Genomic DNA, 12,756 nt, shown 5'->3' with positions numbered 1-12,756 from the left:
GCCGCTTTTAGGATTGTTGGAGAAAGAAAATGGCAAGATATTTGGGTCCTAAGCTCAAGCTGAGCCGTCGTGAAGGCACCGACCTGTTCCTGAAGTCTGGTGTTCGTGCGATCGATTCCAAGTGTAAAATTGAACAAGCTCCTGGCCAGCACGGTGCGCGTAAACCGCGTCTGTCTGACTATGGTGTGCAGTTGCGTGAAAAGCAAAAAGTTCGCCGTATCTACGGTGTTCTGGAGCGTCAGTTCCGTAACTATTATAAAGAAGCTGCACGTCTGAAAGGCAACACAGGTGCAAACCTGCTGCAACTGCTGGAAGGTCGTCTGGATAACGTTGTTTATCGTATGGGTTTTGGTGCCACTCGTGCTGAAGCACGTCAGATGGTAAGCCACAAAGCTATCATGGTAAACGGTCGCGTTGTTAGCATCGCTTCTTATCAGGTATCCCCGAATGACGTAGTCAGCATCCGTGAGAAAGCGAAAAAGCAATCTCGCGTGAAAGCCGCTCTGGAGCTGGCTGAACAGCGTGAAAAGCCAACTTGGCTGGAAGTTGATGCTGCCAAGATGGAAGGTGTGTTCAAACGTATTCCTGAACGTACCGATCTGTCTGCGGACATTAATGAACACCTGATCGTCGAGCTTTACTCCAAGTAAAGCTTAGTACCAAAGAGAGGACACAATGCAGGGTTCTGTGACAGAGTTTCTAAAACCGCGCCTGGTTGATATCGAGCAAGTGAGTTCGACGCACGCCAAGGTGACCCTTGAGCCATTAGAGCGAGGCTTCGGCCATACTCTTGGCAACGCACTGCGCCGTATTCTGCTTTCATCCATGCCAGGTTGCGCGGTGACCGAGGTTGAGATTGATGGTGTACTGCATGAGTACAGCACCAAAGAAGGCGTACAGGAAGATATCCTGGAAATCCTGCTCAACCTGAAAGGGCTGGCGGTGAGAGTTCAAGGCAAAGATGAAGTTATTCTTACCCTGAATAAATCTGGCATTGGCCCTGTGACTGCAGCCGACATCATCCATGATGGTGATGTCGAAATCGTCAAGCCGCAGCACTTAATTTGCCATCTGACCGATGAAAACGCATCTATTAGTATGCGTATCAAAGTTCAACGTGGCCGTGGTTATGTGCCGGCATCTGCCCGTATTCATACGGAAGAAGATGAGCGCCCGATTGGTCGTCTGTTAGTTGATGCCTGCTACAGCCCTGTAGAGCGTATTGCCTACAATGTTGAAGCAGCTCGCGTAGAACAGCGTACTGACTTGGACAAGCTAGTCATCGAAATGGAAACCAATGGTACGATCGATCCTGAAGAGGCGATCCGCCGTGCGGCCACCATTCTGGCTGAACAACTTGAAGCTTTTGTTGACTTACGTGATGTTCGTCAGCCAGAAGTTAAAGAAGAGAAACCAGAATTCGATCCGATCCTGCTGCGCCCTGTTGACGATCTGGAATTGACTGTCCGCTCTGCTAACTGTCTTAAGGCAGAAGCTATCCACTACATCGGTGATCTGGTACAGCGTACCGAGGTTGAGCTGCTCAAAACGCCTAACCTGGGTAAAAAATCTCTTACTGAGATTAAAGACGTACTGGCTTCCCGTGGTCTGTCTCTGGGCATGCGCCTAGAAAACTGGCCACCTGCAAGTATTGCTGATGAGTAACCAGATCACAGGTTAAGGTTTTACTGAGAAGGATAAGGTCATGCGCCATCGTAAGAGTGGTCGTCAACTGAACCGTAACAGCAGCCATCGCCAGGCTATGTTCCGTAACATGGCTAGTTCTTTGGTTCGTCATGAAATCATCAAGACGACCCTGCCGAAAGCGAAAGAGCTGCGTCGCGTTGTTGAACCGCTGATTACTCTTGCCAAGACCGACAGCGTTGCTAATCGTCGTCTGGCATTCGCCCGTACTCGTGATAACGAGATCGTGGCAAAACTGTTTAATGAACTGGGCCCGCGTTTCGCGAGCCGTGCCGGTGGTTACACTCGTATTCTGAAGTGTGGCTTCCGTGCTGGTGACAATGCGCCGATGGCATACATCGAGCTCGTTGATCGCTCAGTCTCACAGACAGAAGAAGTAGCTACTGCAGAGTAATCTGTAAGAGCGTAAAAAAACCGGGGAAACCCGGTTTTTTTATATCTGAAGTAAATATTCTTTTGAATGGACAGACATGGCACAAGGTTGCCGATATCTGAGTCAGCTGAAAAACACACACCTCTCTATTCTCATCCATCCATTTCGGCTATATACTCTGCACGTTTTTTATGTTCATACCAAACCGACTTTCTTAGGAGTGATGATGACTACATATCGCCATAAGCGTGGGAAAATTCAGGATAACGCCATTGAGGCATTGCTACATGACCCACTGTTTCGCCAACGAATTGAAGTGAATGAAAAAGGGAAAGGAAGTTATCGTAGAAAAGACAAGCACATGAAGAAAGGTAGTTGGGAGGCCAGTGGTAAGCAATCAAATGATTATTTACCTCTGGCCTTTCTACTTTTTGCGTAATGAAGCAGAGATCGAATAGAAACTCGATTTCTACTGTTTGTGCTGTTGTTCTTTAAGTAAATCGCGAATTTCAGCTAATAGCTTCTCTTCTGCACTCGGTTTTGGTGGGGCGGCAGGCGTATCTTCCTGTTTCCGACGCATTTTATTCATAAGCTTGATCGCTATAAAAATCGCGAAAGCGACGATGATAAAGTCGAAAATATTCTGGATGAAAGCGCCATAGTTCATGACAACGGCAGGAATTTCGCCCTGGGCATCACGAAGAATGAGACTGAATTGTTTAAAATCGACACCACCAATTAAAAGCCCTAGCGGCGGCATAATAATATCCGATACCAGAGAAGAGACAATTTTACCGAAAGCGGCACCAATAATGACACCCACCGCCAAATCGACAACGTTGCCACGCATGGCAAACTCTCTGAATTCTTTGATGATACTCATATCTGTTCTCCTTGCCAAAAATATAAATTAATTCTAACCAATAGCCACATCTTTGCCAGATTATCGGTTAGTAATAAATTTGTTCCCGCATTACAAAAAGAAGGGGCTTGGTTGAAATAGGCGTTCAACATCAGGCACAAATTTCTTGTCAGCCAAGAACATGATGACATGATCACCTTGCTCAATTTTGCTATTTGCATTGGCAATGATGACGTGATCACCGCGAACAATTGCACCGATAGTAGTACCTGGTGGGAGCTTAATGTCTTCGATCATTCTGCCGACAACTTTCGATGTACCCTCGTCACCATGAGCGATGGCTTCAATCGCTTCGGCGACTCCTCGGCGTAAAGAAGACACGCTAACAATATCTGCCTTACGGACGTGGCTGAGTAGTGCAGAGATTGTCGCCTGCTGTGGAGAAATTGCGACGTCAATGACGCTGCCCTGAACAAGATCGACATAAGCTCGACGCTGGATGAGCACCATCACTTTTTTTGCGCCCATCCGCTTAGCCAGCATAGCTGACATAATATTTGCTTCGTCATCATTGGTAATGGCGATGAATACATCTATCTGCTCAATGTGTTCTTCGGCGAGTAACTCTTGATCTGAGGCATCGCCATGAAACACAACTGTATTTTGCAAAAGCTCCGCTAGCTCTGTCGCCCGCTCAGCATTTCGTTCTATCAACTTAATGCTGTAGTCTTTTTCTAGCCGCTGCGCTAATCCTGCGCCGACGTTACCCCCACCAACGATCATGATCCTTTTATACGGTTTTTCAAGACGCTGTAACTCACTCATTACTGCACGAATGTGTTGAGAAGCTGCGACAAAAAATACTTCATCTCCGGCTTCGATGATGGTGGAACCTTGAGGGCGAATCGGACGATCGTGGCGGAAAATCGCAGCAACGCGGGTCTCTACATGAGGAATATGTTCGCGGAGAGAAGTTAGAGCATTACCTACCAGTGGGCCGCCATAGTAGGCGTTGACAGCAGCAAGGCTCACTTTACCTTCAGCGAAGTTGACGACCTGGAGTGCTCCGGGATATTCGATCAGTTTATAAATGTTATCGATCACTAACTGCTCTGGGGAGATCAAATGATCAATAGGAACGGCTTCTGGTAAAAACAGCTGCTCTGATTCTCGAATGTATTCGGCAGCACGAATACGCGCAATACGGTTTGGTGTTTTGAAGAGAGAATAGGCAATCTGACAGGCTACCATATTCGTTTCATCTGAATTGGTCACGGCGACCAGCATATCCGCATCTTCCGCCCCGGCTTCACGCAGAACACGCGGGTGGGAGGCATAGCCTGTAACGACGCGCAGATCAAATTTATCCTGAAGCTGGCGCAACCGATTTGCATCAGTGTCAACGACAGTGATGTCATTGTTTTCACCCGCTAGGTTTTCTGCCAGTGTTCCACCGACCTGACCCGCGCCAAGAATGATAATTTTCATAGTAAGCCATGCCGTTTATTGATTGCTGTCTGTTGCAGACAATACTGGGTTCACTGTCAGTTTTTTACCAGCTTCGCATAAAAGAAGCCATCGCCACCATCGGCATGGGGAAGTATCTGTATGCCAGGCATTTCACTTGTACCTGTATCAGCCAATTTTGCATCAGTATGGCGAGACAGGAAATCTGTAACTTGCTGGGCATTTTCTTGTGGCAGAATGGAGCAAGTTGCGTAGACCATTGTGCCGCCTGGCTTTAGATGTGGCCAGATGGCATCAATAATCTCTTTTTGCAGTGCGACCAATTCTCCGATATCTCTGTCTCGGCGTAACCATTTGATATCAGGGTGGCGGCGAATTACGCCAGTAGCGGAACAAGGGGCGTCCAACAGAATGCGATCAAACATACGCCCTTCACACCACGAGTCGGGGTAACGTCCATCTCCTTGTTTCACTTCTGCATGCATTTTTAAGCGCAGTAAATTTTCCTTTACCCTGCCTAATCGAGTTTCATCAATATCGACAGCGAGCACATGAGATTTCGGCGCAGCCTCTAGAATATGTGTTGTTTTTCCGCCCGGTGCTGCGCAGAGATCGAGGATCTGTTCGCCATCTTGTGGCTCAAGCCAATAGACACAGCCTTGAGCCGAAGCATCCTGTATCGTTGCCCACCCTAGTGAAAAGCCCGGCAATAGCTCGACGGCACAAGGAGAAGCAAGTCGTATCGCATCAGAATATTCAGGATGAGGAAACGCTTCGATTCCCTCTTGCGTCAGCAAGTCTAAATACGCTTCTCGTGTATGGTGTAACCGATTCACGCGCAGCCACATTGGAGGGCGTTGATTATTCGCATCAATAACGCTTTGCCAGTGATTTGGATAGGCATGTTCAATACGCGACAGCAGCCAGCTTGGGTGCAGGTAGTGAGACGGGAGTGTTGATTCGCGCTGAATGAGTTCTTCTTGCTGACGTTGGAATTGGCGTAATACGCCATTAATCAACCCCTTGAGCTGTGGTCTCTTTAATGCGACGGCACCTTCAACCGTTTCTGCCAAGGCAGCATGTGGTGGGATGCGGGTGTAGTGTAATTGGTAGATCCCAACCATGATAAGGTAATGTAATGTGCGTTGTTTACCCGTCAGGGGCTTAGCCATCAGCTGTTGAATACACCATTCCAACTGCGGTAAAACGCGTAATACGCCGAAGCAAAGCTCTTGTAAAAGTGCACGATCTTTATCGGAGACTTCACGTTGATGAATCGGTAATAAGGCACTGAGTGATTGCCCCTGATCCAGAACTTGTCCCACCACTTTTGCGGCAATACTGCGTAGATTGTATGAGCTTTTCATGTGTTAACGATGACGTATACGTAAAAGAGAGAGGATATACCGGCATGACGCCGGTATGAAAAATAGATTAGTTCAGCATATTACCGGGAACGAACCACTCACGACGTGAGTTCAGCAGATCCTGCGCACTCATCACTTTTTTACCCGCAGGCTGCAATTCTTGGATATTCAATATACCTGCGGCTGTTGCTACCTGAATACCCTGCTTGTCTGCCTGTATGATTGTGCCAGGCTGTGAGTCATGTGCTTTGGTGATGATCTCAGCTTTCCAGACTTTCACTGGCTGTTCATCGACGATGAAATAGCTGATTGGCCAAGGATTAAAAGCACGAATACAGCGCTCAAGCTGCTCGGCAGATAACTGCCAGTTTAGACGTGCTTCTTCTTTGCTGAGCTTTTCTGCATAGGTGGCAAGGGCGTCATTTTGTGCTTCAGAAACAGCGCTGCCATCTGCAAGCTGTTTCAGCGTTTCCAATAAGCCACGTGGGCCCAGCTCCGCAAGTTTATCGTACAACGTTGCGCTGGTATCTTGTGGCAGGATGGGGCATGAAATTTTGTGCAGCATTGCGCCAGTATCGAGCCCAACGTCCATTTGCATGATCGTCACGCCGGTTTCACTATCTCCAGCCCATAATGCACGCTGAATAGGGGCTGCACCGCGCCAAAGAGGTAACAGAGAACCGTGTACATTAATGCAACCGAGGCGCGGCATAGATAACACTGGCTGTGGCAGAATTAACCCATAGGCGACAACGACCATAACATCGGCACCTAACGCCTGAACCATCGCTTGGTTTTCTTCCGGCCGCAGGGATTTCGGCTGGAAAACGGGGATGCTATGTTGCTCTGCCAGTACTTTTACTGGACTAGGAGTGAGCTTGTTGCCTCTGCCTGCTGGGCGGTCAGGTTGAGTGAAAACGCCCACGACCTCGTGCCCTGATGATAAAAGCGCGTCAAGGTGACGCGCTGCAAAGTCAGGGGTTCCGGCAAAGATGATGCGTAAAGAATCAGACACGGTGCTTCCTGTCAGGGGGAAAATTATTGGGCTCGGCTATTCTGTTTAGCCAGCTTTTCCAGTTTTTGACGAATGCGCTGGCGTTTAAGCGGGGAAAGGTAATCGATAAACAATTTCCCAACCAAGTGATCCATTTCATGCTGAATGCAAATGGCAAGTAGCTCGCTTGCTTCAAGCTCGAACACATTACCTTCACGATCCAATGCTCGCACTTTTACATGTTCTGCTCGAGGAACCAGTGCACGTGTTTCGGGGATCGACAAGCAACCCTCTTCGATACCCGTATCACCGCTCTTTTCAATCAGCTCTGGATTGATCAGCACTAACCGTTGGTCTCGTTCTTCAGAGACGTCAATCACAATAATACGCTGGTGAATATCCACTTGCGTTGCGGCCAGTCCAATACCTTCTTCTTCGTACATGGTATCGAACATATCATCCACGATACGTTGAATATCTGCATTGACTTCTTTTACGGGTTGCGCAGTGATGCGCAGCCGCTCGTCTGGGAAATGTAATACCTGCAAAACTGACATATGTGTTTAGATCTGTATCTGAATAGTGAAAGAGTCTTAGCGTACATTCTAGACATTTCCGGCCTCGATTGACAGCATCAGCACCGAATTGCACGACTTATCTGAACATAGCGGAATAAGGGACGCTGATGCTATCAACGGAAATTTGGCTACGTATGACGGGCGTACGGCATCTGGGAATCAGGCGTAGTCGAGCTATTGCCAGAAAGCTTATTGATCTAAATGATTTAGATAACAATACCTTGAGTGTATTAGGCCTGTCCCCTGCTCAAATATCTCAGTTCTGGGCTTATGATCCCAATGTCTTGGAGGAGACTCTCAACTGGCTGTCGTCTCCCAATCACCATATCGTGACGTGCGAAGATGTACTGTATCCTTTTCTGTTGAGCAATATTCGTGATTTTCCGCTGTTGCTTTTTGTTTCTGGTTCTCCTGAATTATTGGCATCGCCACAAATATCGATCGTTGGTAGCCGAGGTAATAGCGCTTACGGCGAGCGCTGGGGATGTTTTTTTGCACAGGAATTTGCTGCAAATGAACTGACGGTGACCAGTGGGCTGGCGATTGGTATTGACGGTATCGCTCATCGGGCTGCCTTGGATGCAGGAGGGAAAACAATAGCAGTGCTGGGGAGCGGGCTGGAGAATATTTATCCCAAGCGTCACGCCAAGCTTGCTGAGCGTATTTGTGGCGATGGAGGAACACTGGTCTCTGAATTTCCCCTTGCTATGCCGCCTTTTCCAACCAACTTCCCCAGAAGAAATCGCATCATTAGTGGGTTAGGGCTGGGCGTTCTGGTCATCGAAGCGTCTATCCGTAGTGGGTCGTTGGTCACTGCGCGTTATGCTTTGGAGCAAGGGCGGGATATTTTTGCCTTGCCGGGAGCTATCGGTAACCCCATGACTGAGGGTACACATTGGCTGATCCAGCAAGGGGCAAGCCTAGTTACACATCCGAAGGATGTTCTTGAACAGTTGGTGAGTGAATTACAGTGGCTACCGATGGAAAGTGGGCAAACTATTTCTAACGAAGAAGAAAATGGCGAATTGCCATTTGCCGACGTGTTGGCTAACGTAGGAGATGAGGTTACACCTGTTGACGTTGTCGCTGAACGTGCCGGCCAACCTGTGCCAGAGGTAGTCACTAAGCTATTAGAACTGGAGTTAGCAGGATGGATCGCAGCAGTACCCGGCGGCTATGTCCGATTAAGGAGGGCAAGCCATGTTCGACGTACTCATGTACTTGTTTGAGAGCTACATCCACAATGAAACTGAAATGCGTGTCGATCAGGATACGTTAACTGATGACCTCACTCGCGCTGGATTCCATCGTAACGATATTTATAGCGCGTTGAGTTGGCTGGAAAAATTGGCCGATATTCAGGAAGGACAAACTGCGCCGCTTTATTTGGCGAGCGATGCTCTGGCTATGCGAATCTATACGCAGGATGAGGCGCTGCGTCTGGATGCGGACTGTCGTGGCTTTTTACTGTTCCTTGAGCAAATTCAGGTTCTGAATCTTGAAACGCGCGAGATGATCATCGAACGTGTGATGGCGCTGGAAACGCAGGAATTTGATCTGGAAGATCTGAAGTGGGTCATTCTCATGGTGCTTTTCAATGTTCCCGGTTGTGAGAATGCCTATCAACAAATGGAAGAATTACTTTTTGAGGTCAATGACGGTTATGTGCAATAGCCAGAGGAATAACGGTTCGAATGGCTAAACCTGAATTGTTTACTGAAAAAAAACAGGAAATATGTCCAGACTGTGGGTCAGTGCTGGTTATCCGTTCTGGTCGGCACGGCCCATTCCTTGGCTGTTCTACGTATCCGGAATGTGGGTTCATTCGCCCGCTTAAAGCGCAAGCTGATGGACATATTGTCAAAGTGTTGGATGGACAGCAATGCCCGCTTTGTCAGTCTACATTGGTGCTACGGCAAGGCCGTTATGGGATGTTCATCGGCTGCGGCAATTATCCTGAGTGCAATCATACAGAGACTATCGATCGCCCTGATGAAACGGCGATTCGATGTCCACAGTGTAATGAAGGCACGCTGCTACAGCGTAAGTCTCGCTACGGTAAGGTGTTTCATTCTTGCGATCGTTATCCCGATTGCCAGTTTGCGTTAAACCATAAACCGATAGCGGGTGAATGTCCTTCTTGCCATTATGCTTTATTGTTTGAGAAGAAGACGGCACAAGGCACCAGGCTATTTTGTGCCAGTAAATTATGCGGAAAACCAATAGCGACAGAAGTTGATAAGAATGAGTGATGTGTCTGATGAACTAATGATTCCCGTTTTGCGGGAATTACATAATGAGCAGGTGATTGCGTACCCGACTGAAGCCGTATTTGGGTTGGGATGTGACCCTGATAGTGAAGTAGCGGTTAACCGCTTGCTGGCGTTAAAACAACGCCCTTGGCAAAAAGGGTTGATCCTGATTGCAGCAGATTTTAGCCAACTAGCGTCTTATATTGATGACAGCGCGTTATCTGACGAGCAGAAGGGCGTGATGTTTTCTACATGGCCAGGCCCGGTTACTTGGGTATTACCTGCAAAACATACAACGCCGAAGTGGTTAACGGGGCAATTTTCTTCACTTGCAGTACGCGTTAGTGACCATCCATTAGTCAAGGAACTGTGCCAGCGTTACGGCAAACCATTGGTGTCGACCAGTGCCAATTTAAGTGGCCAACCTCCTTGCCGCACTGCTCAGGACGTATTGCAGCAGTTTGGCGACGATTTTCCTGTGCTGTGTGGGAACGTCGGCGGAAGAATGAATCCATCAGAAATCAGGGATGCACTAACAGGCGAGCTCATTCGTCAGGGCTAACGGTAAGTTGGAGGGGAACGTGTCTGAAGTAACGTCTTTTGCAGTTTTTGGTAATCCGATTGCGCATAGTAAATCGCCTCGCATACATGAGTTATTTGCTGCACAGACGGGGATAACGCTGACATATCAACGTGTGTTAGTGCCTCTGGATAATTTTGAGCCGCAGCTGCGTCAGTATTTTCGCGATGGTGCTGGTGGTGCAAATGTCACTGCGCCCTTTAAAGAGAGGGCTTTTGCCGAAGCTGATGAGCGTAGCGAATGTGCAGCGCGTGCAGGTGCGGTGAATACATTGAAGAGGCTGAGTGACGGTCGCCTGTTTGGTGATAATACCGATGGCATCGGTTTGCTCAGCGATCTGCAACGATTGGCGCTGGTGAAACCTCTGGATCGTGTTTTGCTGGTGGGGGCGGGCGGCGCGGCGCGGGGGGTTATCCAACCCTTGCTGGCTTATGGCTGTACAGTTGTGCTGACGAATAGGACATTCTCTAAAGCTGATGCTTTAGCTAAGGCCTTCTGTGATATTGGCGATATTCAAGCGGTTGCTCTCGGCGATTTACATGGTCAGTTTTTCGATCTGGTCATTAACGCAACCTCTTCTGGTATGTACGACAGTATTCCTGACTTACCGCCAGAACTCATTTCTCCAAAAACGTGTTGCTATGACATGTTTTACCTGCCGCAACTGACACCCTTTTTGTCATGGTGCGTACAGCATGGCGCTACCCATTACGCAGATGGTTTGGGAATGCTAGTGGGACAAGCGGCACATGCGTTCAAACTTTGGCATGGTGTGATGCCGGACGTGGAGCCAGTGATTGATTTACTGAAGCAGGATCTCGCTAAATGAATCAAGCGATCCAGTTCCCAGATCGTGAAAGTTGGGATGAGAAGATAATGGCGATCCGTTTCCCTGTTTTAGTGAATGGCTTTCAGCAGGAATGTCTGATACGTGCAGAACGTCTTCAGCACCGTTACGGAGGAAATAGCCCTGAACAGTGGCTGGCGCTGTTCAGGGAACATCGATGGGATCTTGAAGATGAATTGGAAAAAATGATTGTTGCTGAAGAATGGGATGATGAGGGTTATTACTCATTATCCTGAGCAAGGTATTCATCTTTCCAACGAACATAGTTATTTGCCGAGTAAACCAGCCCCTCTATTTCTTCTTGTGTCAGTGGCCGAATTTTCTTAACTGGGCTGCCAAGGTATAGATGTCCTTTCTCTAGACGTTTTCCAGGAGGGACCAAGCTACCCGCACCGATCATGACATCATCCTCAATAATGGCACCATCCAGAAGTATTGACCCCATTCCTACCAAAACCCTATTTCCTATTTGGCAACCGTGCAGCATTGCTTTATGGCCTACAGTAACGTCTTCGCCAATAATAAGTGGATTACCTTCTGGTTTTTTCTCTGAGCAGTGGGTGATATGAAGTACTGCTCCGTCCTGAATATTACTCCTTGCACCAATCGTGATGTAGTTAACATCACCGCGTATGGCGACAAGGGGCCAGATACCGACGTCATCGCCTAGTGTTACCTTGCCAATCACCACGCTAGAATGATCGACCATGACTCTTTCGCCTAAAACGGGAGAAATACCCTTATAACGACGGAATGTTTTTGCACTCATCGACAACCTCGTAGTTATTTGCCACATGCTGATTATTCGCATTAACAGACAAAATATCGACAGATATACCGCGGCGGCAACTGAAAAATGACGCAGATCGCGTAAGATCTCATCGAAAGGGTCGAAAAACGCGCGAACAGAAAAAAAGATCAAGAAAGTTGTTGTGCAACGAAAACAGATCCCTATAATGCGCCTCCATCGACACGGCGCTGTGAACACACAACCGGGTCGATAAAGAAAGAGAAAACGCTTTAAAATAAACGTTGACTCTGAAGGTGGAAAGCGTAACATACGCCACCTCGCGAAGCGGTTAAGACCGCAACGCACTGCTCTTTAACAATATAATCAGACAATCTGTGTGGGCACTCACAAGACCGTATCTTAACGATATAAAAAGTCTTGAAGAGTGAACAACAGTAAATTCATTACGAATAAACAGTTTTAATTCTTTGAGCATCGCTGACGAGTTCAGCAAATCAAACAAATCTTAAATTGAAGAGTTTGATCATGGCTCAGATTGAACGCTGGCGGCAGGCCTAACACATGCAAGTCGAGCGGTAGCACAGGGGAGCTTGCTCTCTGGGTGACGAGCGGCGGACGGGTGAGTAATGTCTGGGAAACTGCCTGATGGAGGGGGATAACTACTGGAAACGGTAGCTAATACCGCATAATGTCTTCGGACCAAAGAGGGGGACCTTCGGGCCTCTTGCCATCGGATGTGCCCAGATGGGATTAGCTAGTAGGTGAGGTAATGGCTCACCTAGGCGACGATCCCTAGCTGGTCTGAGAGGATGACCAGCCACACTGGAACTGAGACACGGTCCAGACTCCTACGGGAGGCAGCAGTGGGGAATATTGCACAATGGGCGCAAGCCTGATGCAGCCATGCCGCGTGTGTGAAGAAGGCCTTCGGGTTGTAAAGCACTTTCAGCGGGGAGGAAGGCGGTGAGATTAATACTCTCA

16 protein-coding genes and 1 rRNA gene are annotated in these 12,756 nt (G+C 48.1%); 11 read left to right on the top strand and 6 right to left on the bottom strand.

The genetic code is table 11. The features are described 5' to 3' along the window. The first annotated feature begins 29 nt into the window (after window positions 1-29). From rpsD to EDI29_RS19095, 4 genes are all read left to right on the top strand, one after another. On the top strand, window positions 30-650 hold the full coding sequence (gene rpsD, locus EDI29_RS19110) for a 30S ribosomal protein S4 (RefSeq protein ID WP_010286047.1): 621 nt from the start codon (window positions 30-32) through the stop codon (window positions 648-650). Between the two features lie 25 nt (window positions 651-675). Next, on the top strand, window positions 676-1,665 hold the full coding sequence (locus EDI29_RS19105; RefSeq protein WP_005970247.1) for a DNA-directed RNA polymerase subunit alpha: 990 nt from the start codon (window positions 676-678) through the stop codon (window positions 1,663-1,665). A 40-nt stretch (window positions 1,666-1,705) separates the two neighbouring features. After that, window positions 1,706-2,098 (top strand): 50S ribosomal protein L17, encoded by a 393-nt coding sequence (gene rplQ, locus EDI29_RS19100; protein WP_005970246.1) that lies wholly within the window; start codon window positions 1,706-1,708, stop codon window positions 2,096-2,098. Window positions 2,099-2,303: 205 nt separating this feature from the next. Next, window positions 2,304-2,516, top strand: coding sequence for an alternative ribosome-rescue factor A (locus EDI29_RS19095; protein WP_039362749.1), 213 nt, complete (start codon window positions 2,304-2,306; stop codon window positions 2,514-2,516). A 30-nt stretch (window positions 2,517-2,546) separates the two neighbouring features. On the opposite strand, the gene mscL is transcribed toward EDI29_RS19095, so the two are convergent. The 5 genes from mscL to def all read right to left on the bottom strand — a co-directional run bounded on the left by mscL (window position 2,547) and on the right by def (window position 7,324). Then, entirely contained in the window at window positions 2,547-2,960 is a 414-nt protein-coding gene (gene mscL / locus EDI29_RS19090) for a large-conductance mechanosensitive channel protein MscL (protein WP_137742158.1), read from the bottom strand. A 90-nt stretch (window positions 2,961-3,050) separates the two neighbouring features. Beyond that, on the bottom strand, window positions 3,051-4,427 hold the full coding sequence (gene trkA, locus EDI29_RS19085) for a Trk system potassium transporter TrkA (protein ID WP_137742157.1): 1,377 nt from the start codon (window positions 4,425-4,427) through the stop codon (window positions 3,051-3,053). 56 nt (window positions 4,428-4,483) lie between these two features. Continuing rightward, on the bottom strand, window positions 4,484-5,773 hold the full coding sequence (gene rsmB, locus EDI29_RS19080) for a 16S rRNA (cytosine(967)-C(5))-methyltransferase RsmB (protein ID WP_137742156.1): 1,290 nt from the start codon (window positions 5,771-5,773) through the stop codon (window positions 4,484-4,486). A 67-nt stretch (window positions 5,774-5,840) separates the two neighbouring features. Then, complete coding sequence (fmt, locus tag EDI29_RS19075) at window positions 5,841-6,788, bottom strand: methionyl-tRNA formyltransferase (protein WP_137742155.1); 948 nt, start codon at window positions 6,786-6,788, stop codon at window positions 5,841-5,843. 23 nt (window positions 6,789-6,811) lie between these two features. After that, window positions 6,812-7,324, bottom strand: a complete 513-nt coding sequence (gene def / locus EDI29_RS19070) for a peptide deformylase (protein WP_107168834.1) — start codon at window positions 7,322-7,324, stop codon at window positions 6,812-6,814. 128 nt (window positions 7,325-7,452) lie between these two features. On the opposite strand from def, the gene dprA reads away from it, so the two are divergent. From dprA to EDI29_RS19040, 6 genes are read left to right on the top strand one after another with little or no spacing between them, the layout of a single operon-like run. Continuing rightward, window positions 7,453-8,574, top strand: a complete 1,122-nt coding sequence (gene dprA / locus EDI29_RS19065) for a DNA-protecting protein DprA (protein ID WP_137742154.1) — start codon at window positions 7,453-7,455, stop codon at window positions 8,572-8,574. Further along, on the top strand, window positions 8,546-9,019 hold the full coding sequence (locus EDI29_RS19060; RefSeq protein ID WP_137742153.1) for a DUF494 family protein: 474 nt from the start codon (window positions 8,546-8,548) through the stop codon (window positions 9,017-9,019). Before dprA ends, EDI29_RS19060 begins: the two co-directional genes overlap by 29 nt. A gap of 20 nt (window positions 9,020-9,039) precedes the next feature. Beyond that, window positions 9,040-9,597, top strand: coding sequence for a DNA topoisomerase family protein (locus EDI29_RS19055; RefSeq protein ID WP_137742152.1), 558 nt, complete (start codon window positions 9,040-9,042; stop codon window positions 9,595-9,597). Beyond that, a complete protein-coding gene (gene tsaC, locus EDI29_RS19050; RefSeq protein ID WP_137742151.1) occupies window positions 9,590-10,159 on the top strand; it encodes an L-threonylcarbamoyladenylate synthase type 1 TsaC in 570 nt (189 codons plus the stop codon). The genes EDI29_RS19055 and tsaC overlap by 8 nt, the downstream gene beginning before the upstream one ends. Window positions 10,160-10,178: 19 nt before the next feature. Beyond that, a complete protein-coding gene (gene aroE / locus EDI29_RS19045; protein ID WP_137742150.1) occupies window positions 10,179-11,006 on the top strand; it encodes a shikimate dehydrogenase in 828 nt (275 codons plus the stop codon). Continuing rightward, window positions 11,003-11,260, top strand: a complete 258-nt coding sequence (locus tag EDI29_RS19040; RefSeq protein ID WP_137742149.1) for a DUF1488 family protein — start codon at window positions 11,003-11,005, stop codon at window positions 11,258-11,260. The genes aroE and EDI29_RS19040 overlap by 4 nt, the downstream gene beginning before the upstream one ends. On the opposite strand, the gene EDI29_RS19035 is transcribed toward EDI29_RS19040, so the two are convergent. Continuing rightward, on the bottom strand, window positions 11,245-11,793 hold the full coding sequence (locus EDI29_RS19035) for a gamma carbonic anhydrase family protein (RefSeq protein ID WP_137742148.1): 549 nt from the start codon (window positions 11,791-11,793) through the stop codon (window positions 11,245-11,247). The genes EDI29_RS19040 and EDI29_RS19035 overlap by 16 nt on opposite strands. Before the next feature lie 489 nt (window positions 11,794-12,282). Here EDI29_RS19035 and EDI29_RS19030 point away from each other — a divergent pair. Then, window positions 12,283-12,756 (top strand): 16S ribosomal RNA (locus EDI29_RS19030); the annotation flags it as partial.

The sequence above is a fragment of the Pectobacterium polonicum genome (genome assembly GCF_005497185.1).
Classification (GTDB): domain Bacteria; phylum Pseudomonadota; class Gammaproteobacteria; order Enterobacterales; family Enterobacteriaceae; genus Pectobacterium; species Pectobacterium polonicum.
Note: the sequence above shows the minus strand (reverse complement) of the source record. Positions and strands in the feature narration are given on the sequence as shown.

What these genes read in the sequence shown, in the direction of transcription:
- EDI29_RS19105 (WP_005970247.1), top strand. Translation starts at nt 676, where the DNA reads ATGCAGGGTTCTGTGACAGAGTTTCTAAAACCGCGCCTGGTTGATATC.
- trkA (WP_137742157.1), bottom strand. Translation starts at nt 4,427, where the DNA reads ATGAAAATTATCATTCTTGGCGCGGGTCAGGTCGGTGGAACACTGGCA.
- EDI29_RS19095 (WP_039362749.1), top strand. Translation starts at nt 2,304, where the DNA reads ATGACTACATATCGCCATAAGCGTGGGAAAATTCAGGATAACGCCATT.
- tsaC (WP_137742151.1), top strand. Translation starts at nt 9,590, where the DNA reads ATGAGTGATGTGTCTGATGAACTAATGATTCCCGTTTTGCGGGAATTA.
- EDI29_RS19040 (WP_137742149.1), top strand. Translation starts at nt 11,003, where the DNA reads ATGAATCAAGCGATCCAGTTCCCAGATCGTGAAAGTTGGGATGAGAAG.
- EDI29_RS19060 (WP_137742153.1), top strand. Translation starts at nt 8,546, where the DNA reads ATGTTCGACGTACTCATGTACTTGTTTGAGAGCTACATCCACAATGAA.
- rplQ (WP_005970246.1), top strand. Translation starts at nt 1,706, where the DNA reads ATGCGCCATCGTAAGAGTGGTCGTCAACTGAACCGTAACAGCAGCCAT.
- EDI29_RS19055 (WP_137742152.1), top strand. Translation starts at nt 9,040, where the DNA reads ATGGCTAAACCTGAATTGTTTACTGAAAAAAAACAGGAAATATGTCCA.
- rpsD (WP_010286047.1), top strand. Translation starts at nt 30, where the DNA reads ATGGCAAGATATTTGGGTCCTAAGCTCAAGCTGAGCCGTCGTGAAGGC.
- mscL (WP_137742158.1), bottom strand. Translation starts at nt 2,960, where the DNA reads ATGAGTATCATCAAAGAATTCAGAGAGTTTGCCATGCGTGGCAACGTT.
- EDI29_RS19035 (WP_137742148.1), bottom strand. Translation starts at nt 11,793, where the DNA reads ATGAGTGCAAAAACATTCCGTCGTTATAAGGGTATTTCTCCCGTTTTA.
- rsmB (WP_137742156.1), bottom strand. Translation starts at nt 5,773, where the DNA reads ATGAAAAGCTCATACAATCTACGCAGTATTGCCGCAAAAGTGGTGGGA.
- dprA (WP_137742154.1), top strand. Translation starts at nt 7,453, where the DNA reads ATGCTATCAACGGAAATTTGGCTACGTATGACGGGCGTACGGCATCTG.
- def (WP_107168834.1), bottom strand. Translation starts at nt 7,324, where the DNA reads ATGTCAGTTTTGCAGGTATTACATTTCCCAGACGAGCGGCTGCGCATC.